20 protein-coding genes are annotated in these 23,351 nt (G+C 76.1%); 11 read left to right on the top strand and 9 right to left on the bottom strand.

Annotated features, from left to right (window positions below):
* Positions 1-4 precede the first annotated feature (4 nt).
* Together ACI8AC_RS15460 and ACI8AC_RS15465 are read right to left on the bottom strand one after the other, a co-directional pair.
* Entirely contained in the window at positions 5-3,241 is a 3,237-nt protein-coding gene (locus tag ACI8AC_RS15460) for a bifunctional cytochrome P450/NADPH--P450 reductase (RefSeq protein WP_456898679.1), read from the bottom strand.
* Positions 3,238-3,906 carry a hypothetical protein gene (locus ACI8AC_RS15465; RefSeq protein ID WP_456898680.1) on the bottom strand — a complete coding sequence of 223 codons (669 nt, stop codon included), beginning with the start codon at positions 3,904-3,906 and terminating at the stop codon, positions 3,238-3,240. Before ACI8AC_RS15465 ends, ACI8AC_RS15460 begins: the two co-directional genes overlap by 4 nt.
* 340 nt (positions 3,907-4,246) lie before the next feature.
* Here ACI8AC_RS15465 and ACI8AC_RS15470 point away from each other — a divergent pair, with 340 nt between their 5' ends.
* The 5 genes from ACI8AC_RS15470 (at position 4,247) to ACI8AC_RS15490 (ending at position 7,424) form a co-directional block, all read left to right on the top strand.
* Entirely contained in the window at positions 4,247-5,185 is a 939-nt protein-coding gene (locus ACI8AC_RS15470) for a Rieske 2Fe-2S domain-containing protein (protein ID WP_456898681.1), read from the top strand.
* The gene (locus tag ACI8AC_RS15475; RefSeq protein ID WP_456898682.1) at positions 5,182-5,664 is read left to right on the top strand and encodes a hemerythrin domain-containing protein; all 483 of its coding nucleotides are present in this window, start codon (positions 5,182-5,184) and stop codon (positions 5,662-5,664) included. The genes ACI8AC_RS15470 and ACI8AC_RS15475 overlap by 4 nt, the downstream gene beginning before the upstream one ends.
* A 119-nt stretch (positions 5,665-5,783) precedes the next feature.
* Complete coding sequence (locus tag ACI8AC_RS15480) at positions 5,784-6,620, top strand: PhzF family phenazine biosynthesis protein (protein ID WP_456898683.1); 837 nt, start codon at positions 5,784-5,786, stop codon at positions 6,618-6,620.
* A gap of 134 nt (positions 6,621-6,754) precedes the next feature.
* Complete coding sequence (locus ACI8AC_RS15485) at positions 6,755-6,919, top strand: hypothetical protein (protein ID WP_456898684.1); 165 nt, start codon at positions 6,755-6,757, stop codon at positions 6,917-6,919.
* A gap of 58 nt (positions 6,920-6,977) precedes the next feature.
* Entirely contained in the window at positions 6,978-7,424 is a 447-nt protein-coding gene (locus ACI8AC_RS15490) for an SRPBCC family protein (protein ID WP_456898685.1), read from the top strand.
* A gap of 54 nt (positions 7,425-7,478) precedes the next feature.
* Here ACI8AC_RS15490 and ACI8AC_RS15495 read toward each other — a convergent pair whose 3' ends face one another.
* From ACI8AC_RS15495 to ACI8AC_RS15505, 3 genes are all read right to left on the bottom strand, one after another.
* Positions 7,479-8,123 (bottom strand): hypothetical protein, encoded by a 645-nt coding sequence (locus tag ACI8AC_RS15495; protein WP_456898686.1) that lies wholly within the window; start codon positions 8,121-8,123, stop codon positions 7,479-7,481.
* Between the two features lie 284 nt (positions 8,124-8,407).
* A complete protein-coding gene (locus ACI8AC_RS15500; protein ID WP_456898687.1) occupies positions 8,408-9,481 on the bottom strand; it encodes a potassium channel family protein in 1,074 nt (357 codons plus the stop codon).
* Between the two features lie 92 nt (positions 9,482-9,573).
* Positions 9,574-11,316 carry a class I adenylate-forming enzyme family protein gene (locus tag ACI8AC_RS15505; RefSeq protein ID WP_456898688.1) on the bottom strand — a complete coding sequence of 581 codons (1,743 nt, stop codon included), beginning with the start codon at positions 11,314-11,316 and terminating at the stop codon, positions 9,574-9,576.
* A gap of 82 nt (positions 11,317-11,398) precedes the next feature.
* Between ACI8AC_RS15505 and ACI8AC_RS15510 the strand changes: the two genes are divergently transcribed.
* The 3 genes from ACI8AC_RS15510 to ACI8AC_RS15520 all read left to right on the top strand — a co-directional run bounded on the left by ACI8AC_RS15510 (position 11,399) and on the right by ACI8AC_RS15520 (position 14,326).
* Positions 11,399-12,250: a patatin-like phospholipase family protein gene (locus ACI8AC_RS15510; protein ID WP_456898689.1), complete on the top strand. Its 852-nt coding sequence runs from the start codon at positions 11,399-11,401 to the stop codon at positions 12,248-12,250.
* Positions 12,251-12,380: 130 nt separating this feature from the next.
* Positions 12,381-13,529, top strand: coding sequence for a glycerophosphodiester phosphodiesterase (locus ACI8AC_RS15515; protein ID WP_456898690.1), 1,149 nt, complete (start codon positions 12,381-12,383; stop codon positions 13,527-13,529).
* Between the two features lie 23 nt (positions 13,530-13,552).
* Positions 13,553-14,326: a DsbA family oxidoreductase gene (locus tag ACI8AC_RS15520; RefSeq protein WP_456898691.1), complete on the top strand. Its 774-nt coding sequence runs from the start codon at positions 13,553-13,555 to the stop codon at positions 14,324-14,326.
* A 25-nt stretch (positions 14,327-14,351) separates the two neighbouring features.
* Here ACI8AC_RS15520 and ACI8AC_RS15525 read toward each other — a convergent pair whose 3' ends face one another.
* Both ACI8AC_RS15525 and ACI8AC_RS15530 read right to left on the bottom strand, forming a co-directional pair.
* Positions 14,352-15,923 carry a long-chain-fatty-acid--CoA ligase gene (locus tag ACI8AC_RS15525; protein ID WP_456898692.1) on the bottom strand — a complete coding sequence of 524 codons (1,572 nt, stop codon included), beginning with the start codon at positions 15,921-15,923 and terminating at the stop codon, positions 14,352-14,354.
* Positions 15,924-16,030: 107 nt separating this feature from the next.
* The gene (locus tag ACI8AC_RS15530) at positions 16,031-16,666 is read right to left on the bottom strand and encodes a TetR/AcrR family transcriptional regulator (protein ID WP_456898693.1); all 636 of its coding nucleotides are present in this window, start codon (positions 16,664-16,666) and stop codon (positions 16,031-16,033) included.
* A 105-nt stretch (positions 16,667-16,771) separates the two neighbouring features.
* On the opposite strand from ACI8AC_RS15530, the gene ACI8AC_RS15535 reads away from it, so the two are divergent.
* Genes ACI8AC_RS15535 through ACI8AC_RS15545 form a run of 3 tightly spaced genes read left to right on the top strand, consistent with a single transcriptional unit; the run spans position 16,772 to position 19,868 of the window.
* Positions 16,772-18,001: an acyl-CoA dehydrogenase family protein gene (locus tag ACI8AC_RS15535; RefSeq protein ID WP_456898694.1), complete on the top strand. Its 1,230-nt coding sequence runs from the start codon at positions 16,772-16,774 to the stop codon at positions 17,999-18,001.
* The gene (locus ACI8AC_RS15540) at positions 17,998-18,990 is read left to right on the top strand and encodes an acyl-CoA dehydrogenase family protein (protein WP_456898695.1); all 993 of its coding nucleotides are present in this window, start codon (positions 17,998-18,000) and stop codon (positions 18,988-18,990) included. The genes ACI8AC_RS15535 and ACI8AC_RS15540 overlap by 4 nt, the downstream gene beginning before the upstream one ends.
* The gene (locus ACI8AC_RS15545; protein WP_456898696.1) at positions 18,987-19,868 is read left to right on the top strand and encodes an enoyl-CoA hydratase-related protein; all 882 of its coding nucleotides are present in this window, start codon (positions 18,987-18,989) and stop codon (positions 19,866-19,868) included. Before ACI8AC_RS15540 ends, ACI8AC_RS15545 begins: the two co-directional genes overlap by 4 nt.
* A 67-nt stretch (positions 19,869-19,935) precedes the next feature.
* Here the strand turns inward: ACI8AC_RS15545 and ACI8AC_RS15550 are convergent, their stop codons facing one another.
* Together ACI8AC_RS15550 and ACI8AC_RS15555 are read right to left on the bottom strand one after the other, a co-directional pair.
* On the bottom strand, positions 19,936-22,395 hold the full coding sequence (locus ACI8AC_RS15550) for an FtsX-like permease family protein (protein ID WP_456898697.1): 2,460 nt from the start codon (positions 22,393-22,395) through the stop codon (positions 19,936-19,938).
* Between the two features lie 10 nt (positions 22,396-22,405).
* On the bottom strand, positions 22,406-23,203 hold the full coding sequence (locus ACI8AC_RS15555) for an ABC transporter ATP-binding protein (RefSeq protein WP_456898698.1): 798 nt from the start codon (positions 23,201-23,203) through the stop codon (positions 22,406-22,408).
* Between the last annotated feature and the right edge of the window lie 148 nt (positions 23,204-23,351).

A 23,351-nucleotide genomic window follows, 5' to 3' on the forward strand; every position in this document is an offset into this window, starting at 1 on the left:
GCCGTCAGCCGCCCCAGATGTCCTCCACGAACCGGCCGGCCGTGCGCAGCCCGGCCAGCCAGGCCTGCGCGTCGGCCTCGGAGGCCGACGTGCGTTCCCGGAAGATGCTCGCCAGCGAGGCCCGCACCCCGGGGGCGATGGTCCGGGCGTTGCCGCACACCAGCACCACCGCGCCGCGCTGCAGCAGGTCCCACACCTCGTCGGCGCGGTCGAGCACCGCCGCCTGCACGTAGCGGCACGGCCGCCCGGGCTCCTGCGAGAACGCGTTCTCCACCCGGACCAGCCCGCGGCGCTGGTACTCCAGCAGCTCGTCGGCGTAGAGGACGTCGACGTCCGGCCGCCGGCAGCCGAAGAAGAGCAGGGACGGCGCGACGGTGGCGCCCTGCTCCTGCTGGGCGGCCCGCTCCTGCAGGAACCCGCGGAACGGGGCCAGCCCGGTGCCCGCGCCGACCATGAGCATGGGCACGCCGGGGTCCTCGGGCGGGTGGAAGGGGATGGTCGGCTCGCGCACGAAGACGAAGACCGTGCCGTTCTCGGGCAGCGCCGCGAGGTGCGTGGACCCGACCCCGGCGAAGGTGCCCTGCCCGGACCGGGCCGGCGCCCGCAGCACCCCGACGGTGATGCTGCAGACGTCCGGGGACACCCGGGACGACGAGGAGACCGAGTAGAAGCGCGGGCGCAGCGGGGGCTGCAGGTCGAGGTAGACCTCGAACGGCAGCCGGCAGGCGGGGAACTCGTCGAGCAGGTCGAGCACCGAGCGGTTGGGCTCGTGCACCTGCTCCCGGTACCGGTTCCGGGACTCCTCGTCGTCGCCGGTCATCGCCTCCAGCGCGGCCCGCTGGCCGGGGTCGTCGGTGTAGCGGGCGAGGACCTCCACGTCGTCCCGGGTGGCGACGTCCTGCAGCTCGACGCAGCTGGCCAGGACGCCGAGCAGCGGGGCCGGCTCGTCGATCGGCAGGTGGGTGTGCGTCCCGCCGTTCGGGATGATGGTGATGAACTGCCCGGCGTCCAGGCCGAAGCGGGTCATCACCCGGCGGATGAGGTCGATCGAGTTGCGTGGCAGCACCCCGAGGTGGTCGCCGGTCCGGTAGGTCGTGCCGGCCGGCAGGGCGATCTCGACGTGCCGGGTGGACCGCGGCGGGAGCCCGTCCGGGGAGCCGGTGACGAGCTCGCGGTTGGCCCGGACCCGGGCCGGCCGCGCCGAGTAGGAGACGATCACCGGGTTGGTCACCTGCCGGTTGGTCAGCGTGATCGACAGCCGCGGGACGGCCGGCGCCGTGGCCGCCACCTCGGCGGGCAGGTCCAGGGCGGTGGCGACGTCGGACCACAGGTCCCCGTGCCAGCCCCGGTACGCCGCGTCGAAGTCACCGGCGGCGTCGCCCTCGCCGCGGTCGTGGATGCGCTGCCCCCCGCGCGCCTCGAGCTCGGTGTCGAGCAGCGCGGGCACCGCCTGGTAGGTCGAGGCCCACTCGGTGTTGCCGCAGCCGAAGACGGCGTAGGAGACGTTGGCCGCCGCCGTCGCGCCGGCGGTGCGGATCCACCGGCAGAACGCCGCCGCGTTGTCCGGTGGCGTGCCGTTGTAGGAGGAGCACACGACGAACAGCGCGCCACCGTGCGGCAGGTCGTCGACGTGGCCGTCGAGCGGGCCGAGGGTCACGTCGAAGCCGCGCTCGGTGCCCTCCCGGGCCAGCCGCGTGGCGATCGACTCCGCCGTCCCGAGGTTGGAGCCGAACAGGACGGTCAGCCGCGTGCCGTGGTGGGGAACGGCCGGCAGCCGGGGCGGGGCCGCCGCGGGTGTGGCCTCGGCGGCCGGTGCCGCGGCGGCCGCCGAGGCCGGGCGGTCGAGGTGCACGTCGGTGCGGGGCACGACCTGCAGGTGGAAGTCCTCGGGCTTGACGGTGAGCGTCGACCTCGTGCGCAGCTCGTAGCCGAGGTGGTCGACGAGGTCGAAGCGCTGCAGCAGCATCCCGAGCACCAGCGTGGCCTCCTGCAGGGCGAACTGCCGGCCGATGCAGGCACGCTGCCCGGTGCCGAAGGGTTTGTAGACGTCGGGCGGCAGGGAGGCGACCCGTTCGGGCGCCATGTGGTCCGGGTCGAACCGGTCCGCGTCCGGGCCCCACACCGAGGTCTGGCGGTGCAGCGCCGGCGAGAGCACGGTCAGGGCCGTGTGCGCCGGGATGGCGTACCGCCCCCCGATGACGGTGTCCTCGTACGGGTAGCGGTTGAACGCCGGGGCGGTGGGCCACAGCCGGAGCGTCTCGTCCAGCACCTGCCGGACGTAGCGCAGCCGCTGGACCTGCTCGAAGGTCGGTTCCGCCGTGCTGCCCAGCACCGAGTCCACCTCGGTGCGCGCGCGTTCCAGGACCGCCGGGTTCTTCACCAGGTAGTAGAGCGCGAACGACAGCAGGCCGGACGTCGTCTCGTGGCCGGCGATGAGGAAGGTGATGCACTGCTGCCGGATGTTGCTGTCGGGGAGCCGCTGGCCGTCCCTGTCGACGCCGGTGAGCATCCGGCCCAGCAGGTCGGTGGTGTCGCCGGCGTCCCCCTGCGCCCGGCGCTCGGCGATGAGCCGGTCGACCAGGTCGGCCATGAAGGCGCTGTCCTCGTCCAGCTGCCGCTGGGCGCGGATCCGCAGCCGGGTCTGGATGGGCAGCTGGCGTACGCGGGCCTGGGACTCGGTGAGCACGCGCACCATGGCCTGCACGAAGGGGTGCGGGGTGTCGCGGTAGAAGGAGTTGAACCGGTAGCCGAAGCCGCACAGCGCGATCGTGTCCAGCGTCAGCCGGGTCATGTCGGCGGGTACGTCGACGTCCTCGCCGGGGTTGAGCCGGGCCCACTTCTCCATCAGCTGCTCGGCGATGTCGAGCATCCGGGGCACGTAGTCGCGCATCGCCTGGAGGCTGAACGGCGCCATGAGGATGTCGTGCGCGCGGTGCCACAGCGGGTCGTCGGTGTCCGCGCTGAACAGGCCCGAGCCGGCCCCCTGGTCGCGCAGCTGGGCGACTCCCGCGCCGACCCGCTTGTCGAACCGCGCATCGTCGCAGACCTCGGCGACGAGATCGGGCCCGGAGAGGATCAACCGCGTACCGCCGGGAACCGTGAGCTTGAAGACGGGCCCGTACTCCTCGGCCATCCGCAGCAGGCTCTCGAAGGGGCTGGCGCTGTCGATGTCCAGGGCGTTGCCCACCAGCGGTAGGCCGCGCGGGCCGGGGATCTCGTCGAGGGTGACGGTCGCGGTCATGGCGTCGCTCCAGTCGGCCGGCGCACCAGTTGCCGGATGCTGACGACCAGCACCCAGACGGGGAACACCAGCAGGACGGCGGGGTGGAAGGTGGTGCTCACGAGCAGGAACCCGGCGGCCAGGAGGCTGAGGAGGGCCAGCCACCGGGGCACCGTCCCGGCGGCGCGGGCGAGGACGGTCGTGGTGATCATGTACATCCCGGCGGCGCGCACCCCGTAGACGAACACCAGCGTGTAACCGGCGGCCGCCATGCCGCGGGCCACCTCCGGGTCCAGCACGGCGGCGTCGGAGAACTGGACCACCAGGGCCGGGGAGCCCGCGGCGGCGGCGCCGGCGAAGAGCATGGCCACGAACAGCACGCAGGCCGCCAGGTGCAGCCAGTGGGTGACGTCGGTCCACCAGTCGGGCCGCCGGGCCTGCAGCAGCATCCGCGTGGTGGTCATGTGCCACAGCGCCGCGATCCCCGCGAACGGGACCAGGTAGAGACCGACCGCCACCATCTCGTCGCCGCCGCCGGCGTAGAAGTCCGCGTACTCCCGGTCGGAGGCGGTCAGCCCCGGGGCCCTGCCGACCAGCACCACCGACGCCACGAGCAGCAGGGCGAACACGATGCCCGACCAGCCGGCCTTGGCGACGTAGGAGGTCCGCAGCGCGGCGGTGCGCACGCCGCCGTCGCCGTCCGCTGTCGGTGGTGCGCCCCGTGGTCGCGCGTGGACCCGCATGGTCGCCTCCGGGCGACCGCGGCTGCTGCCGGTCGGCGGTGCCTCGCCGGGCGGAGAGCCGCGGACGCCCCGTGCCTACACCCGGCGGCGCGCCTCCATGCGGGCCCTTGTGCCCTGATCAGGGCATACGGACCGGGATCGTCCCGCCTGTCGCCACGGCCGGTGCGTGCCCGCGGCCTCCTGGTCCGGGGAGGAGGCGACGCGCAGGTCTCGCCCGGCCCGGCGGGTTTCGGCGCGGGGTCCCGGGGCAGGGCCGTCCCGTGACGCAGACGGAGCGGGGCCGGTGACCGTGCACGGCCTGCTGGAGCGGGCCCTGGGGGCGGTCGAGCGCTGGCAGGTGCTGGACGCGCCCGGGTACCAGGTCGAGCACGGTGTCTCCCTGACGTTCCTGCTGGCCGGCCGGTACGCCCGGCCGCTGCAGGACCTGCTGCACGGCGTGTGGCTCGGCCACCCGCTGCACCCGGCGCTGGTCACCGTTCCGGTCGGGGCGTGGACCGCCGCTCTGGTTCTCGACGGGCTGGACGCCGCCGGGCGCGGTGGACCCGGTACCGGGCAGGCCGCTCGCACCGTGGTCGGCATCGGCGTGGCCGGCGCGGTGGCCTCGGCGGCGACCGGGCTCACCGACTGGCAGCACGCCCACGACGGCGCTCGCCGCGTCGGGCTGGTGCACGCCGCGCTGAACAGCACCGCACTGGCGCTCTACACGTGGTCGCTGCGGGACCGGGGGCGCGGGCGGGCCCGCCGCGCCCGCCTGAGCGGGGCCGCCGGCTTCCTGGTCACGCTGGCCAGCAGCTGGCTGGGCGGGGCGCTGTCCTACCGGCACGGGCTCGGCACCGACCACGCCGACCGCAGCCCGGAGCCCCGCCGGTTCACCGCCGTGGCCGACGAGTCCGACCTGCTCGAGGGAGAGGCCGTCGGTGCCGAGGTGGACGGCCGCCCCCTCGTGCTGGTGAGGCGGGAGGGCTCGGTGCGCGCGGTCGGCGGCCGCTGCCCGCACCTGGGCGCCCCGCTCGGCGAGGGCTGGCTGCACCGGGGGGAGCTGGTCTGCCCCTGGCACGGGTCGCGCTTCGACCTGGACACCGGGGAACCGGTGCAGGGGCCGTCGACGGCGCCCCTGCCGTGCTACGAGGCCCGGCTCCGGGACGGCCGGGTCGAGGTCCGCCGCCGCGCGCGCTGGCGCACCCCGACGGCGGTCACGACCGTCGAGGAGGCGTCGCGGTGAGGGCCGACGAGGTGCTGGTGGCCCACCACGACGTGCTGCGCGGTCTCCTGCGCGAGCTCGCGGGGACCACCGACGCCCAGACCGGGCTGCGCCGGCGGCTGCGCGCGGAGTTCCTGCGGGAGCTCGAGGTGCACGCGCAGATCGAGGACGAGCTGTTCTACCCCGCCGTCGCCGAGGTCTCCCCGCTGCTGTCGGTCGCGCACGCCGAGCACCGGCAGATCGACGACCAGCTGGCCACCGTCATGCGCACCGCCCCGGACGACCCGGAGTTCGCCACCGAGGTCCGCATGCTCGAGGCGACGCTGCACCACCACACCTTCGAGGAGGAGCAGCGGATGTTCCCGCAGTCGCACGCGCTGGGGGAGGAACGCCTCCAGGAGCTGGGCCGGCGGCTGCAGGAGCGGCAGCGCGAGCTGGCCCGGTCCGGGGCCGTGCGGGTGATGGTGCGGCTGAAGCGGACGGTGCTGCGCCTGGTGTGAGCCCGGGTGGGCGCCGGTGGCCCCGATGCGGTCCACCGGCTCGCAGTGGCCCGCTCCCGCGGGCGGGGCGGTCGCCTAGCGTCGGGCGGTCAGTTCCCTCCCGGACAGGAGAGCACCGCATGCCCGCGCGCCCGTTCGCCCAGGTCGACGTCTTCGGCCGCACCGCCTACCGGGGCAACCCGGTGGCCGTCGTCCTCGACGGCGAGGGGATGTCCGACGAGGCGATGGCCCGCTTCGCGCACTGGACCAACCTGTCCGAGACGACCTTCGTCCTCCCGCCGACCGTGCCGGAGGCCGACTACCGGCTGCGCATCTTCACCCCCGGTGGCGAGCTGCCCTTCGCCGGCCACCCCACGCTCGGTTCGGCGCACGCCTGGCTCGAGGCCGGCGGGCGGCCGCGGCGGGCGGACGCCGTCGTCCAGGAGTGCGGCGTGGGCCTGGTGGAGATCGCCCGGGACGGCGGGGCCCTGGCCTTCCAGGCGCCGCCGCTGGTGCGCTCCGGCCCGGTCGACGAGGCGGACCTGCAGCGCATCGTCCGCGGGCTCGGCGTCGACCGCGCGGACGTCGTCGCCGCGCAGTGGGTGGACAACGGGCCCGGCTGGGTCGCCGTCCAGCTCGCCTCGGCGCAGGCCGTCCTCGACCTGGACCCCCGCGGCCCGGAGATGGACGAGTACGACGTCGGCGTCGTCGGCGCGCACCCCGAGGGGTCGCCGCTGCAGTTCGAGCTGCGGGCCTTCTGCGCGCCGGTCGGCATCCGCGAGGACCCGGTCACCGGCAGCCTCAACGCCGGCGTCGCGCAGTGGCTGATCGGGGCCGGCACCGCGCCGCCGTCCTACCGGGCCGGGCAGGGCTCGCGGGTCGGCCGGGACGGCGTCGTGCAGATCGAGTCGCGGGACGGCGCGGTGTGGGTCGGCGGCGCCACGGTCACCTGCATCCGGGGCTCCGTCGACCTGTGACGCGTCGACCTGTGACGCGTCGACCTGTGACGCGTCCCCCTGGTGACGTCCCCCCGGTGTGACGTCTGCCTCCCTGGTGTGACGTCCGCGTGTCCCCGCTGCAGCCGCGGGCCCGGGCTGCCGAGAGCAGGGGCATGAGGACCCTCGCATGCCGTGCCGTCGCGCAGGCCGGGCTCGTGGCGGCCACCGCGTCGCTGGACGACGAGCAGCCCTGGCCGCTGCTCCTGGTGGCCGGCTGGCTCACCACCGCGGCCGACCTGGTGCTCCAGGCCGACGCGGTCGACGCGGTCGGGGTCTGAACCCGGGACCGCCCACCCCCGCGGCGGGACCATGGGCGCACCAGCGGGAGGTGGCGCCGTGCCCCGGGACGTCGACGTCGTGACCGAGACGGTCGTCGCCCGCCCGGTCGACGAGGTGGCCGCCTACGCCGGTGACCCGGCGCACGCCCCCGAGTGGTACGCCGCCATCTGCTCGGTCGAGGAGCGCACGCCGCGGCCCCTGGCCGTCGGGTCGCGCGTGGACTTCGTCGCCCGCTTCCTCGGCCGCCGGCTGGCCTACACCTACGAGGTGGTCGAGCTCGAGCCCGGCCGGTGCCTGGCCATGCGGACCGCCGACGGCCCGTTCCCGATGGAGACGACCTACACCTGGGAGCCGGTGGACCCGGGCCGCACCCGCATGACCCTCCGCAACCGCGGCCGGCCCACCGGCTTCTCCCGGTTCGCGGCCCCGGTGGTGGCCGTGGCGGTCCGGCGGGCCAACCGCGCGGACCTGGCCCGCCTGCGCGAGGTGCTCGAGCGACGCTGACCCAGCGGCCGCCCCACCACCCAGCCGGTCGCCGGTCACCTGTCACCGGTCGTCCTAGGTCCCGAGGTCGACCTCCTCGTCCCCGGTCCCCGCCTGGTCCTCCGCGGGCCCCTCGTCCTGGGTGTCCGAGAACGCCGCGCAGGCCAGGCTCGAGCCGGAACCCCCGGTGTCCGACGGCCCGACCACGACCGCGAAGCCGTCGTCGTCCATCAGTTCGTCGATCTCCGCCGTGCCCACCAGCGAGCTGTACTCGCTCGTGCCCTTCTCGGTGACGACCAGGTCGGGCAGGTCGACGTACTGCTCGCCCTCGAGGGGCGGGCCGATCGCGGGGAAGACCTCCTCGACCGCGTCGCCGTCCTCCGCGGTGCAGTCGCCGTACTCGAACAGGGCGACCGGGTGGCTGCCGGCGGCCAGGCCGGTGGCGTCGATGACCAGCACGGCTCCCGTCCCGCCCTCGGTGAGCTGCACGCCGCCGGCGGTGCTGCCCTCCGCGTCGACCAGCGTGGCCTCCGGGCTCACCGGGACCTCCAGCGGGTCGCCGCCCTCGTCGGTGCCGCCCACCGGGGGCTCGGTGAAGCCGGTCTCGATCTCCTCCTCCTGCCCGGCCGCGCCCTCGGTGACGTCCTCCTCGCTGCCGACGCAGCCGGTCAGACCGAGCAGCACGGCGGCGCCGGTGCCGACGAGTAGCTGATGCCTCACGGGCCCTCCTGTCGTCCGCTGTCGTCGTCACCGGGATGCCCCTCACCAGGTGGACGCGCACGCCGACACGGGGGCCGACACGCAACCGTCACAGTCGGTCGGGGTGCCGCGTCGGTGACATGGGGGGATGACGAGCGGAGCGCCGGAACGGTTCGACGCCGCGCCGGCGTGGGCGCCGAGCGGCCGCCGGCGGGGAGCGGCGCGCGTGGCTGCCCGGCGCGGTGGTGGAGCTGCGCGGCCGCGGCGAGCCGACCTCCACCTGGGTGCGCCGCACCGACTGACGCTCACACGGCGGCGGCGCGGCCCTCGGTGCCGCCGCTGGGCTGCCCGGTGTTCGGGTGCGACTTGACCACCACGAGGACGTCGTCGGCCTGCAGGGTGCCGATCAGCGGGTCGTCGAAGCGCAGCGTGCGCCCGCCCCGGGTCACCGACAGGACGATGTCGCGCAGCTGCCGGGGGCCGAGCCCGACCTCCCCGGCGGTGACCCGCCGCTGCTTGAGGTCCAGGCCCTGCCCGCCGGTCACGAGGTCCTCGACGACGGCGACCACCCGCGGCGCGTCGGTGGACAGCCCGAGCAGCCGCCCGGACGTCGCCGAGGTGGTGATGACCGTGTCGGCCCCCGACTGGCGCAGCAGGTTGGCGTTCTCCTCCTCGCGCACGCTGGTGGTGATCGGCACGCTGGGGTTGAGCTGCCGGACGGTGAGGGTGATCAGCACCGAGGCGTCGTCCCGGTTGGCCGCCACGATGACCGCGCGGGCCCGCTCGATCGACGCCCGGCGCAGCACCTCGGTGCGCCCGGCGTCGCCGACGATGCCGGTGAGCCCCACGGAGTTGGCCTCGTCGATGGCCCGCGGCTCCGGGTCGACGACGACGATCTGGTCCAGCGGGGTGCCGTTGGCCTGCAGGGAACGGATGGCGCTGCGGCCCTTGGTGCCGTAGCCGCACACGATGACGTGCTGGCGCACGCGAGACCTCCAGCGGCGGATGCGGAACTCCTCCCGGGAGCGCGCGGTGAGCGCCTCGAGGGTGGTCCCGATGAGGACGATGAGGAACATCACGCGCAACGGCGTGATGACGGCGAAGTTGAACAGGCGGGCGCCCTCGGTCACGGGCACGATGTCGCCGTAGCCGGTGGTCGAGAGCGAGACCGTGGAGTAGTAGGCGGCGTCGAGCAGCGTGACGTCGTCGTCCGCGTTGTCCCGGTACCCGTCCCGGTCCAGCCACACCAGCAGGATGGTGAGCAGCAGGATGGCCGCCGCGATGACCAGCCGCCGCGTCACCTGCCGGGTCGGCGAGTCCTCGACGTGCGCGATCTGCACGCCGGTGTGTTCGGTGCCTGGTCCGGTGTCGCTCGCCACCCGCCGGACGATAGTGAGCCGGAGCGCCGTGTGCCCGTCCCGCCGCCCCGCCCGGGTGAGCCGGGCGGGGCGGCGGGCCGGTCAGCGCCCGGTCAGCCGCCGGTGACGGCCGCGCGCTCCCGCGCGGCGAGCTCCCGCTTGAGCACCTTGCCCGCGGCGGAGACCGGGATCGCGTCGATGAAGACGACGTCCCGCAGCCGCTTGTAGGGGGTCACCCGGTCGTTGACCGCGGCCATGACCGACTCCGCGGTGAGCGCCGCGCCCGCCGCGTCGTCCTTGCGGACGACGTAGGCGACCGGCAGCTCCCCGGCCTCCTCGTCCGGCCGGCCGACCACGGCGGCGCCGGCCACGCCCGGGACGCCGAAGAGGACCTCCTCGAGCTCCCGCGGGAAGACGTTGTAGCCCTTGTAGAGCAGCATGTCCTTGGTGCGGTCGACGATCGCCAGGTAGCCGTCCTCGTCGAGGACCCCGACGTCCCCGGTGTGGAACCAGCCGTCGGCGTCGATCGCCTCCGCCGTCGCCTCCGGGCGGTGCGCGTAGCCGCGCATGACCTGCGGGCCCCGGATGCAGACCTCGCCGCGCTCGCCGGGGGGCAGCGGGGCGCCGCCGCCGAGCGGCTGGATGCTGATCTCGGTGTCGAACACCGGCACCCCGACCGTGCCGGCCTTGCGCGTGCCCGACCGGAACGACGGGTTGCCCGTGGCCTGCATCGTGACCTCGGTGAGGCCGTAGCCCTCGCCGATCACCGCCTCCGGCAGGAGCGCGGTCAGCCGCTCGATGAGCGGGACCGGCAGCGGGGCGGCGCCGCTGGACACGCCCCGCACCTGCGAGAGGTCCGCGGTCTCGATGCCGGGCACCTGCAGCAGCGCCACGAACACCGGCGGGGCGCCGCCGATGCTGGTCACCCGGTACCGGACGGCGTCCTCCACGTAGCGCACCGGGTCGAAGCGCATGTGGATGACCACGGTGGTCCCGCTCAGGACCATGCCGTTGAGGTAGCCGATCGCCCCCATGGCGTGGAACCACGGCGTCAGGTTGACCAGCACCCCCTCGCCCAGCCGGGTCGGCATCTCCTCGGGGCCGAGCACCTGCCGCAGCGTGACGTCGCCGTGCCCGTCGAGCTCCGGCAGGGAGCCGGAGGTCCAGCAGGCCGACTGCAGCACGTTGGTGACGACGTTGCGGTGCGGCAGCTCCACGCCCTTGCTGACCCCGGTGGTGCCGCCGGTGTAGGCCAGGTGGGCCAGGTCGGCCACGGGGTCGACGGCGGCGTCGTGGTGCCGGTCGGTCGGGTCGCCGGCCAGCAGCTCGGCGAGGTCGGTCTCGCCCTCCTCGTGCGCCACGGTCGCCGTGAAGTCGGTGATGTGCGCCTCGCCGGTGACGACCACCGTGCGCACCGGGGTCTGCGCCAGCGCGGGGCGGGCGAAGGGCAGCACCTGGTCCCAGGTGACCAGCACGGTCGCGCCCGCGTCGGTCAGCTGGGCGGCGAGGTCGGCGGCCGGCAGCAGCGGGTTGGTGGGGGAGAACGTCGCACCGGCCAGCAGGATCCCGTAGTAGACCGGCGGGTACTGCCGGCAGTTGGGGATGTGCACCGCGACGACGTCCCCCCGGCCGACGCCGTGGTCGACCAGCCAGTTGGCCACCGCGTGCGCCCGCTCGGCGAGCTCGGTGAAGGTCAGCGGGACGTCGTGGTCCACGAACGCGGGCCGCCCGCCCCACCGGCGGGCCGCCGCCCGCAGGATCGAGCCGACCGCGACCTCCGGGTAGTCGAGCGAGCGGGGCAGGCCGGGCGGCCAGCTGTTCGCGGTGGGGGTCGGCGCGTCCTGCGTGGCGGTCATGCGGGTCCTCTCTCTGCGGGCCCCCCAGGGTGGCTCACGTCACAGCGGGTGTCGAGAGGTCACCGCAGGTCAGGATGGGGACATGAGCGACCAGCGCACGGCCCTCGTCCTCGGGGGCGGCGGGATCACCGGCATCGCGTGGGAGATCGGCGTCCTCGCCGGCCTGGCCGGGGCGGGGGTGGACCTCACCGGCGCCGACCTCGTCGTCGGCACCTCGGCCGGCTCGGTGGTGGGCGCGCAGGTCGCCTGCGGCGCGGACCTGGAGGACGCCCACGCCCGCCAGCTCGAGCCCCCGGTGGGGGAGCGGGCGGCGCACCTGCGCCGCTCCTCGCTGGCCTGGTTCGCCTGGGCCGCCCTGCGCAGCCGCGGCCGGGACGCGGAGTTCCGCCGGCGCATCGGGCAGGTGGCGCTGGCCGCCGAGCGGGCCGGGCGGACGCCGTCCGAGCAGGAGCGGCTCGACGTCATCGGGTCCCGGCTGGTGGCCACCGAGTGGCCCGACCGGGCGCTGACGATCACCGCGGTCGACGCCGGGAGCGGCGAGTTCACCCCCTTCGACCGCGACTCCGGGGTCCCCCTCGTGCAGGCGGTGGCGGCCAGCTGCGCGGTGCCCGGGGTCTACCCACCGGTGACCATCGGCGGGCGGCGCTACGTCGACGGCGGGATGCGCTCGGCGGCCAACGCCGACCTCGCCGCGGGCTACGAGCGGGTCGTCGTCCTCGCGCCCCTGCCGCGCGGGTTCGGGCCGATGGCGAGCGTGGACGCACAGGTCAGCGCCATGGTGGCGCGGGTGGCGGTGGTCTCGCCGGACGACGCCGCCCGGCGGGCCATCGGGCGCAACGTGCTCGACCCCGCCGCCCGGGCCGCCGCCGCCCGCGCGGGCCGGGCGCAGGCGACCGCCGTGCTCGACGAGGTCGCCGGGGTCTGGCAGGGCTGACCCCGCCGCACCGGCCGGTGGGCGAGCCGTCGCCGGGCGTTCGCCGGGCGGCCGGACCGCGGACACCGGGGGCCCCTGGGATCAGCGGGGGCCGGTGGCGAAGGGCGTCGCCGGAGCCCTCGGAGGACCCGTGCCACGCACCCACCGCCGGACCGCCGTCCTGACCGCCTCGGCGCTCGCCGTCCCGCTGCTGGTCACCGCGCCGGCCGCGGCCGCGCCGCCGCAGGAGGTGCCGCGCGGCGGCGAGACCGCCGGCGAGCTGCTGGTCATCGGCCACCGCGGCGCCTCGGGCTACCGGCCGGAGCACACCCTGGCCTCCTACGAGCTGGCCGCCCGGATGGGTGCCGACTACATCGAGCCCGACGTCGTGAGCACCAGCGACGGCGTGCTCGTGGCCCGGCACGAGAACGAGATCTCCGGGACGACGGACGTCGCGGAGCGGCCGGAGTTCGCCGACCGGCGCACCACCCGGACCATCGACGGCGTCGAGCTCACCGGCTGGTTCACCGAGGACTTCACCCTCGAGGAGCTGCGCGGCCTGCGGGCCGTCGAGCGGCTGCCCGAGATCCGGGAGGAGAACACCCTCTACGACGGCCTCTACCGGGTGCCCACCCTCGACGAGGTGCTGGAGCTGCGGGCCGAGCTGTCCCGCGAGCTGGGCCAGGAGATCGGCGTCTACGTCGAGACCAAGCACCCGACCTACTTCGACGGCATCGGCCTCTCCCTCGAGGAGCCCCTGCTGGCCGACCTCCGCGAGGCGGGCCTGGACCACCACCGCTCCCCGGTGTTCGTCCAGTCCTTCGAGACGGCGAACCTGCGGGAGCTCGACGAGGCCGGCGTCCGCGTGCCGCTGGTGCAGCTGCTGTCGGCGTCGGGGGCGCCCTACGACCTGGTCGCCGCCGGTGACGACCGCACCTACGCCGACCTCTCCACCGCCGAGGGGCTGGCGGACGTCGCCGGGTACGCCGACGGCGTCGGCCCGGAGAAGGCCCAGGTGATCCCGCGGGAGGACGACGGCACGCTGGGCGACCCGACCGGCTTCGTCGACGACGCGCACGCCGCCGGCCTGCTGGTGCACCCGTACACGTTCCGCAACGAGAACACCTTCCTGCCGGCCGACCTGCGCGAGGGCGGGGCCGAGGACGACTACGGGCGGGCCGTCGAGGAGCAGCTCGCCTTCTGGGAGGCCGGGGTGGACGGCCTGTTCACCGACAACCCGGACACCGGCGTGGTCTCACGGGAGCTGTTCGAGGAGGGCGCCGAGCAGCCGGCGGCCTGAGCCCCCGGTGGAGTGCCACGGGCGTGTTCCCCGCGCCGTGGCACTCCACCGGGAAGCACGGGCGCCGTGGGTGCGTTGCGACGGGCGTGAAGGTCGAGATCTGGTCCGACGTCGTGTGCCCGTGGTGCTCCATCGGCAAGCGCCGGTTCGAGCAGGCGCTGTCCCGCTTCCCGCACCGGGAGGCCGTCGAGGTCGTGTGGCGGGCCTTCGAGCTCGACCCCACCGCGGACTCCGCGCCCGCGGGGCAGCCGGCCGGGGCGACCGAGTACGCCGAGCGGCTGGCGGTCAAGTACGGGACCGACGTCGCCTCCGCCCAGCGGATGGTCGACTCCATGACCGGGGCCGCGGTCGCCGAGGGCCTGGAGTTCCGCTTCGACCGCGCGGTGCGCGCCAACACCTTCGACGCCCACCAGGTGATCCACCTGGCGGGTGAGCGCGGGGTGCAGGACGCGGTGAAGGAGCGCCTGCTGCGCGCCTACTTCGCCGAGGGGGAGGCGGTCGGCGACCGCGAGACGCTGGTGCGGCTGGCCGCCGAGGCCGGGCTGGACGCCGAGGAGGTCCGGGCGGTGCTCGCCGACCAGCGGTACGCCGGTGCCGTGCGGGCCGACGAGGCGGAGGCGCAGGCGCTGGGCATCCGGGGCGTGCCGTTCTTCGTGCTGGACCGCAGGTACGGCGTCTCCGGCGCCCAGCCGGCCGACGTCCTGCTGCAGGCGCTGGAGCGGGCCTGGGCCGAGCGCTCCCCGCTGGTCCCGGTCAGCGGCGACGACGCGCCCGCCTGCGGCCCGGACGGCTGCTGACGGATCCCGGTGCCCCGGACGGGACCTAGACCGCCGGCTCGGCCACCAGGGAGCCGGCCGAGTGCTCCTGGCGCAGCGTGGTCTTGAGCACCTTTCCGCTGGGGTTGCGCGGCAGCGCCTCGACGATCGAGTACTCCCGCGGGTTCTTGTAGCGGGCCAGCCGCTCGCGGCACCAGGCGTCCAGCTCGGCGGAGGACGGCGGGTCGGCCGGGTCCCGCGGGGCGACGACGGCCAGCGGCGCCTCGCCGTAGCGGGTGTCGGGGACGCCGATGAGCGCGACCTCGCCGACCTTCGGGTGCGCGGCCAGCACGTCCTCGACCTCGGCGCAGTACACGTTCTCGCCGCCGGTGATGATCATGTCCTTCTTGCGGTCGACGACGTAGTAGTAGCCGTCCTCGTCCTGGCGCACGAGGTCACCGGAGTGGAACCAGCCGCCGGCGAAGGCCTCCGCGGTCGCCTCCGGCTTGCCCCAGTACTCCTTCATGACCATCGGGCTGCGGTACACGATCTCGCCGACCTCGCCCTGCGGCACGTCCTGCATCGCCTCGTCGACCACCCGCACCTCGACGTTGAGCATCGGGGTGCCGACCGAGCCGATCTTGCGGATCGAGTCCTCGCCCCGCAGGAAGCAGGTCACCGGGCTGCACTCGGTCTGCCCGAAGGCGGTGACCACCTCCGCCTGCGGGAAGGTGTCGATCATCTTCCGCAGCAGCGTGGTCGACGCCGGCGCCGCGCCCCAGGAGATGCGCCGCAGCGAGGAGAGGTCCCGCGAGGCGATGTCGGGGACGGCCACCACGGCCGCCCACATCGCCGGCACGAGGAAGATGTTGGTGACCCGCTCGCGCTCGATGAGGTCCAGCGTGGCCACCGGGTCGAACCCGCCCGAGCGGAGGATCACGTGGGTGCCGCCCAGCAGCAGCGCGGGCAGCCCGCCGGCCAGCCCGGCGATGTGGAACAGGGGCGCGCCGGGCACGCCGACCCGGTCGGAGGGGTCCACGCCGAGGTGGGTGACCTGGCTGAAGACGTGCATGACCAGGTTCCGGTGCGTGAGCACCGCGCCCTTGGGGCGGCCGGTGGTCCCGGAGGTGTACATGATGAACGCCGGGTCGGCCTCGTCGACCTCGACGTCGAGCGGTTCGGTCCCGGCCGCCGCCAGCGCCGACTCGAACTCCTCGCCGATGGTCAGCACGGTGTGCACGCCGGGCGCCTGGGCGCGGGCCTTGGCGGCCACCTCGGCCAGCGGCGGGTCGACGACGAGCGCGACGGCGCCGCTGTCGGCCAGCACGTAGGCGACCTCGTCGGCGACCAGCCGGAAGTTGACCGGGACGACGACCGCGCCGAGCCGCACGCCCGCGAGGTAGGACTCCCACACCTCGAGGGAGTTCAGCCCGAGGACGGCGACGCGGTCGCCGGGCCGCACGCCGCGGTCGGCCAGCGCCCGGGCCAGCCGGGTCACCCGGTCGTCGAGCCCGGCGTAGCTGCGCCCGGTGCCCTCGAAGCGCAGCGCCGTCGCCTCGGGCGTCCGCCGCGCCCAGCGGGCGAGCTGGTCGCTGACCGTCATGCCGCGGCCCTGCAACCGGGGGATGGAGACGTCCACGGGCCCTCCTCGCACGGGGTGTGACGCGGGTCATGCTCTCGGTGCGGGGGCTGACGGTCAACCCTGACCGCCGGCCGGTCGGGGCCGGCGCCCGACGAGCACCGGCCTCACCCCTCCGGGTGCGGGAAGAGCATCCGGGCGGCCAGCCGCTTCCACAGCGCCAGGTGCGGGTCGGTGGCCGCGGACCGGGCCTCGAAGGCGTACACGCAGGCCACCCCGCGCATGCTGGTGAACAGCAGCTCGCACAGCTCGGCGTAGAGCGGGGCGGCGGAGATCTCCGGCCCCCAGATCCCGTCGGCGACCCGCCGGATCGAGGCCCGCAGGCGGCGCTCCTCCACCCGCAGCGCCCGCCGGAGCTCCGGGTCGGTGCGGGCCGCCGTCCACAGCTCCATCGCCGCCCAGAACGGCGGTTCGTGGAACGTGGCCCACATGAGATCGATGGCCCGGTCGACCCGCTCGGGCCCGGGCGGCTGGTCGGCCATCAGGGCCGCGGCCCGCGCCTGGACCTCGGCCAGCAGGGTGGTCGACAGGTGCCCCGCGGCGGCGACCAGCAACTGGGCCCGGGACGGGAAGTGGTGCAGCAGCCGGCCGCGGGACACCCCGGCCCGCGCCTGCACGGCCAGCGTGGAGGCGCCCGCGTAGCCGGACTCCACCAGGCAGGCCACGGCGGCGTCCAGGATGAGCGCCCGGCTGTCGGCGGTCCGCGCGGACCGGGTCCGCGGCGGGGCTGGCTCGACGGTCACCCGGGGCAGGGTAGGCCCGCAGCGCCCGTCCGGACAGTCACCGTTGACCGTTCCGGGTGACCGCTGTCACGCTGCGCCCCGAGCTCGCTCGAGGAGGAGGCAGGCGTGGACTTCGACGACACCCCCGACGAGGCGGCCTACCGGGCCGACGTCCGGGCCCGGCTGGACCGGGCCGCCGGGGACCTGCTGCACGTCGGCGCCGGCGACCGGGTGGACGCGGGTACCCACGAGGCCGAGCTGCGGCGCACCCAGCGGGTGCTGGCCGAGGCCGGCCTGGTGGGCATCACCTGGCCACGGGAGTTCGGCGGCCAGGGCGGCACCCTGGTGCAGCAGGCGATCGTGAACCAGGAGCTGGCCCGGGTCGGCGTCCCGACGCTGATCAACCACATCGGCATCGGCATGTGCGGCCCCACCGTCATCGCGCACGGCAGCGACGACCAGCGCGCCCGCTACCTCGCCCGCCTGCTGCGGGCCGACGACGTCTGGTGCCAGCTGTTCAGCGAGCCGGCGTCCGGCTCGGACCTCGCCGCGCTGCGCACCACCGCGGTCCGGGACGGCGAGGACTGGGTGGTCAACGGCCAGAAGGTGTGGACGACGCTGGCCCACGTCGCCGACCTCGGCATCCTGCTCACCCGCACCGACCCGGAGAAGCCGAAGCACGCCGGCCTGACCATGTTCGTCGTCGACATGCACGCCCCCGGGGTGACCGTGCGCCCGCTGCGGCAGATGGTCGGCTCGGCGGGCTTCAACGAGGTCTTCTTCGACGACGTCCGCATCCCCGACAGCGAGCGGCTCGGCGAGCCCGGCGAGGGCTGGCGGGTCGCCCTCACCACGCTGATGAACGAGCGGGTGGCCATCGGCGGCGCGGGCGGCGACCTCGGCCTGCCGGTGGAGACCCTCGTCCGGCACGCCCGCGAGCGGCTGCCCCGGCTCGCTCCCGACCGGCAGGTGCTGGCCCGCCAGGCGGTGGGCCGGGCCGTGGTCGCCTCGCTGGCCACCCGCTACACCGGCTACCGCAGGTTCACCGTGCTCAGCCAGGGCGGCGTGCCCGGGCCGGAGGCCAGCGCCGGCAAGCTCGCCGGGACCGCCGCGGCCAAGCTGGTGGCCGACGCCGGGGTGCGGCTGCTCGGCGACGACGCGGTCTACGCCGCGGCCGCCGACGGCGACGACTCCTGGCAGCGCACCAACGGCTACCTGCCCGGCCTGGCCATCGCCGGCGGCACCGACCAGGTGCTGCGCAACATCCTCGGCGAGCGGGTGCTGGGCCTGCCGCCGGAACCGCGCTCGGACAAGACGGCGCCCTTCTCGGGCCGCCCGGCGGGAGGTGCCCGGTGAACTTCGACCTCGGACCGGACCAGCGCGACGCCGCGGCCGGCGCCCGCGAGTTCTACCGCGCGCAGGCCTCGGCCGCCGCCGCCCGCGCCGCGCTGGAGGGCGGTGCGGTCGCGCCCGGCCACAAGGCGCTGGCCGACATCGGCTTCCTCGGCATCACCGTGCCGGAGGCGGCCGGTGGCGCGGGGGGCTCGGTGCTCGACCTGGCCGTCGTCGCCGAGCAGGGCGGTGCCGTGCTGGCCGGCCCCTCGCTGGTCACGGCGGCCCGGGCGGCGGTGCTGCTCGCCGACCACCCCGACCTCGCCGGGCAGCTGGCCGACGGCTCGGCGGCGCTGGCCGTGCTCGACGGGCCGGTCGACGGCTCCGCGCCGTCGCTGGACGCCGGCGCGGCGACGCTGTTCCTCGGCCTCGACGACACCGGCGCGCTCGTCGTCGGCGAGGGTGAGGCCACCCCCGGCGCGCCCCTGGACGCCACCCGCGGGCTGGCCTCGGTGCGCATGACCTCGCGGCGGGTGCTGGCCGCGGACGCGACGGCGCTGTGGGAGCGGGCCCGGCGGGTCGGTGCCACCGTCCTGGCCGCCGAGGGGCTCGGCGCCGCCGACCGCTGCGTGCAGATGGCGGTGGGCTACGCGCAGGAGCGGGAGGCCTTCGGCCGGCGGATCGGCTCCTACCAGTCGGTCAAGCACATGCTGGTCGACGCCTGGGTCGGGGTGGACCAGCTGCGCTCGCTGGTGTGGTGGGCGGCGTGGGCGGCCGATGCCGCGCCCGACGAGCTGCCGCTGGCCGCCTCGGCGGCGAAGGCGTGGGCGGCCGAGGTCGTCGAGCGTGCCGCCGAGACCTGCATCCAGGTGCACGGCGGGATCGGGTTCACCTGGGAGCACGACGCCCACCTGTACTGGCGTCGCGCGAAGGTCGACCGGCTGCTGCTGGGGGACGCCGCCGAGCACCTCGACGCCGTGGCCCGGCTCGCGGTGGCCGGCGCGCTGGCGTGACCCCCACCCAGCTGCGCTACGAGGTCGCCGACGGGGTCGCCACGATCACCCTGTCCCGCTCGGAGTCGCTCAACGCCTTCACCCCGGTCATGGCCGCCGAGCTCGCGGCCGTGGCCGAGGCGGCCGACGGCGACGACGCCGTCCGGGTGGTCGTGGTGACCGGGGCCGGCCGGGCGTTCTGCGCCGGCGCCGACCTCGGGGGTGGGCGGGGGACGTTCCGGGACCGCGCCGGCCGGCCCGGCCCGGTGCCGCGGGGCGCGATCGACGGGGTGCCGCGGGACTGGGGCGGGATCGCCTCCCTGCCGCTGGCCGCGCTGCGCAAGCCGGTCATCGCCGCGGTCAACGGCCCGGCGGTGGGCATCGGCGCCACGATCACCCTGCCCATGGACGTGCGGATCGCCGCGGAGTCGGCCCGCTTCGGCTTCGTCTTCGCCCGCCGGGGCATCGTCCCCGAGGCCGCCTCGACGTGGTTCCTGCCGCGGGTGGTCGGCATCAGCCAGGCGATGGAGTGGGTCGCGACCGGCCGGGTGTTCGACGCCGCCGAGGCGCTGCGCGGCCGGCTGGTCTCCCGGGTGGTGCCCGACGACGAGCTGCTGCCGACGGCGCTGGACCTGGCCCGGGAGATCGCCGAGAACACCTCCGGCGTCGCGGTCGGCGCCGCCCGGCAGCTGCTGTGGTCGATGCTCGGGGCGCCGTCCCCGTGGGACGCCCACCGGGCCGAGTCGCGGGCGCTGGCCGAGCTGGGCGCCGGCCCCGACGCGGCCGAGGGCGTGGCCTCCTTCCTGGAGAAGCGGCCGCCCCGGTTCGCCGCCCGGCTGGGGGAGGGCGGGGTCGCCGGCGTCCCCCGGTGGCCGGCCGCGCCGGACGACGCCGGCTGAGGCGTCCCCTGCCGGCGCGAGCGGAGTGGGAGGGACGCGTTCCCCGCGCCCTCCCACTCCGCTCACCTCAGGCGAGGGCGGCGACCGGCGGGGTCCGGACGGCGCGCCGCGCGGGCAGCACCGACGCGAGCAGCCCGGCCAGCACGGCCACCCCGACGATCGCGGCCACCTGCAGCAACGGCACCGCCACGTGGACCTCCCCGGCCGAGCCGAGCACCGAGGCGGTCCCGGCGGCCCCGTACACCGCGCCGAGGACGACGCCGAGCACGGCCGCCACCCCGGCCACCAGCACCGCCTCCCAGGCCAGCACCCCCCGCAGCTGCCCGCGGGTGAGGCCCAGCGCCCGCAGCAGGCCGTTCTCCTGCCGCCGCTCCACCACCGACAGCGCCAGGGTGTTCCCGACGCCGATCAGCGCGATGACGACCGCGACGCCGAGCAGCCCGGTGACCACCAGCAGCAGGACGTCGAGCACCTCGTTCATCTGCGCCCGGAGGCTCACCACGCCGGTGACCTGGGCGTCGGTGGTCGCCGTCCCCACCGCGTCGGTCACCGCGTCGACCACCTCGGTCTGCGCCCGGTCGCCGGCGTCGGCCAGCCGCAGCCACAGCTGCGCCACCGGCGCCTGCGGTGCCAGCGCGGTGAGGTCCGCCGTGGTCAGCAGGAGCACCGCGTCGTCCGCCACGACCCGCACCCGCAGGTCCCGCGCGGCCCCCGCACCGGTCAGGGTCAGCGTGTCGCCGTCGGCCACCGACCACCCCTCGGCCTGCCACCCCGGCACCAGCACCTCACCGGGGGCGGGCAGCGGGGTGTCGGCGGTCGAGCGCAGCACCGGGACGGCGGCGGCGGGGTCGATGCCGTAGGCCGACCAGGGCTGCCCGTCCGGGGCCACGACCTCACCGGCCCGCAGCCCGGTGCCGCCGGCCACCCCCTCCACCGCCCCGAGCCGGTCCAGCAGGGTCCCCGGGAGCTCACCGGAGAGCCCGTCGACGACGACGTCGGCGGGGTAGGCCGCGTCCAGGGCCGCGGTCGCCGTGGCCCGCGTCGAGGCGGCGCCGACCACCATCGCCGTGGTCAGCGTGACCCCGATGAGCAGCGCGGTGGCGGTGGCCGCGGTCCGGCGCGGGGCGCGGGTGGCGTTGCCGGCGGCCAGCCGCGCGGGCACGCCCCCGAGCCGGGTGCCGAGCCCGCCGGCGGCGCGCACCACCGGCGGCACCGCCCGCTGCGCGAGCAGCACCACGCCGAGGAAGCTGGCCACGCCCCCGGGCAGGGCCACGAACACGTCGGCGAGCACCGCGCCGAGCGCGGTGACCGCTGCGCCGGGGACGAGCAGCAGCAGCCCGAGCACCAGCCGCAGCACGCCCGGCCGGGAGCGCAGCGGCGCCGGGTCGGCCGGCCGGAGCGCGCCCAGCGGGGCCACCCGCGTGGCGGCCCGCGCCGGTGCGAGCGCGGCCAGCAGGGTCGTCAGGGTGCCGACGGCGAGGCCGGCGGCGACCGCGGTCCAGGGGACCGACAGCCCCGACAGCGGGACCGGTGACTCGACGCCCCCGGCCAGCGCGGAGACGGCTGCGGCCAGCCCGACCCCGGCACCGACGCCGAGCGCCGAGGCGGCCAGCCCGGTGACCGCCGCCTCGCCCAGCACGCTGCGGCGCACCTGCCGGGCGGTGGCGCCCACGCAGCGCAGCAGCGCCAGCTCGCGGGTCCGCTGGGCCAGCAGGACGGCGAAGGTGTTGGCGATGACCAGCCCGGCGACGACCACCGCCACCGTGCCGAACACCAGCAGCACCGCGGTGAGGGCGGTGGCGTTGCCGAGCATGCTGGCCGCCCGGGCCTCGGCCTGCTCGGTACCGGTCCGCACGGTCGTCGCCCGGTCGCCGAGCGCGGCGCGGACGGCGGCGGCCAGCCTTTGGTCGTCGGTGCCCGGGGCGCCGGCCACGCGCAGCTCGTCGGCGTCGACCGCGCCCCACGCCCGGGCCTGCGCCGGCACCACCCAGCCGCGCGCGTAGAGGCCGGCCTCGGGGTCGCCGCCGAGGTCGACGACCCCGGTGACGGTCACGGTGCCGGCCGTCCCCGTCCCGTCCGGGGCCGCCGCGACGACCGGCACGCGGTCGCCCACGGAGGCCCCGGTGCGCTCGCTGACGGCGACCTCGCCGGGGCGGTCGGGCAGGGTGCCCTCGGCCAGCTGCTGCCAGCGCAGCTGCGGGGCCTCGGCGACGGTCCCGACCAGCAGGAACTGGGTGCCGGTCCGGCCGGGCAGGGCCGCCTGCACCGACGTCCGCCACTCCGGCGCGACGGCGGTGACGCCCGTGGTGGCGGCGACAGCGGGGAGGGCGTCGGTCAGCGGGGACCCGTCCTCGGAGGTGACCACCACGTCGGCGCCCAGGTACCGCGCGCCGGCCGCGCCCAGCACGGTGCTGCGGGTGGTGTCGTTGAGGACGAGCGTGGCGACGACGAAGCCGACCGCCAGCACGACGGCCAGGCAGGAGGCGACCAGCCGCGCGGCGTGCGCGCGGACCGAGGCCAGCGTCACGGAGCGCACCTCAGGCCCCCAGCCCGCGCAGCGCGGCCACGACGGTGTCGGCGGTGGGCCGGTCGACCTCGCCGGCCAGCCGGCCGTCGGCCAGCAGGACGACCCGGTCGGCGTAGGCGGCGGCCATCGGGTCGTGGGTCACCATCACCACGGTCTGCCCGGTCTCGCGAGCGCTGCTGCGCAGCAGGCCGAGCACCTCCGCGCCGGCGCGGGAGTCCAGGTTGCCGGTGGGCTCGTCGGCGAAGACGACGTCGGGGCGGGGCAGCAGCGCCCGGGCGACCGCCACGCGCTGCTGCTGGCCGCCGGAGAGCTCGTGCGGGCGGTGCCCCAGCCGCTCGCGCAGGCCGAGGCGGGCCACCACGGCGTCGAACCACGCCGGGTCGGGCCGCCGGCCGGCCAGCCGCACGGGCAGGACGATGTTCTCCCGGGCGTCGAGCACCGGCAGCAGGTTGAACGACTGGAACACGAAGCCCACCCGCTCGCGGCGCAGCCGGGTGAGCTCGTCGTCCCGCAGGGTGGTCAGGTCGGTGTCGCCCAGCCACACCCGGCCGCCGGAGGCGGCGTCCAGGCCGGCGAGGCAGTGCATGAGCGTGGACTTGCCCGACCCGGACGGGCCCATGATCGCGGTGAAGGCCCCGCGGGCGAAGGAGACGTCGACCCCGGCCGTGCCGTCCCCCTCCCTCCCACCGAGGGCGGTCACCGCCGTCTCGCCGCGGCCGTAGGTCTTGGTCAGGCCCTGCGCCCGCACCGCGGCGGACGAGGACGGCGGCTCCCCGGGGACGGTCAGGACGGGGACGGGAGCGGACACGGTGGCAACCTCCGGTGGGCGCGATCGGCAACGGGGACAGACCCTGCCGGTCGGAGGGGCGTGCGCGCGTCGGAGCGGAGGGTGATCGTCCGCTGCGACCCGGGGGTGACCCGGTGTCCACCCGCGGGTGGACCCGCTCGGCCCGTCC

It is taken from the genome of Geodermatophilus sp. SYSU D00758 (assembly GCF_054049955.1).

Excerpts from the sequence above, each read along its gene's own strand:
- ACI8AC_RS15460 (WP_456898679.1), bottom strand. The coding sequence starts at position 3,241 with ATGACCGCGACCGTCACCCTCGACGAGATCCCCGGCCCGCGCGGCCTA.
- ACI8AC_RS15480 (WP_456898683.1), top strand. The coding sequence starts at position 5,784 with ATGCCCGCGCGCCCGTTCGCCCAGGTCGACGTCTTCGGCCGCACCGCC.
- ACI8AC_RS15510 (WP_456898689.1), top strand. The coding sequence starts at position 11,399 with ATGAGCGACCAGCGCACGGCCCTCGTCCTCGGGGGCGGCGGGATCACC.
- ACI8AC_RS15505 (WP_456898688.1), bottom strand. The coding sequence starts at position 11,316 with ATGACCGCCACGCAGGACGCGCCGACCCCCACCGCGAACAGCTGGCCG.
- ACI8AC_RS15485 (WP_456898684.1), top strand. The coding sequence starts at position 6,755 with ATGAGGACCCTCGCATGCCGTGCCGTCGCGCAGGCCGGGCTCGTGGCG.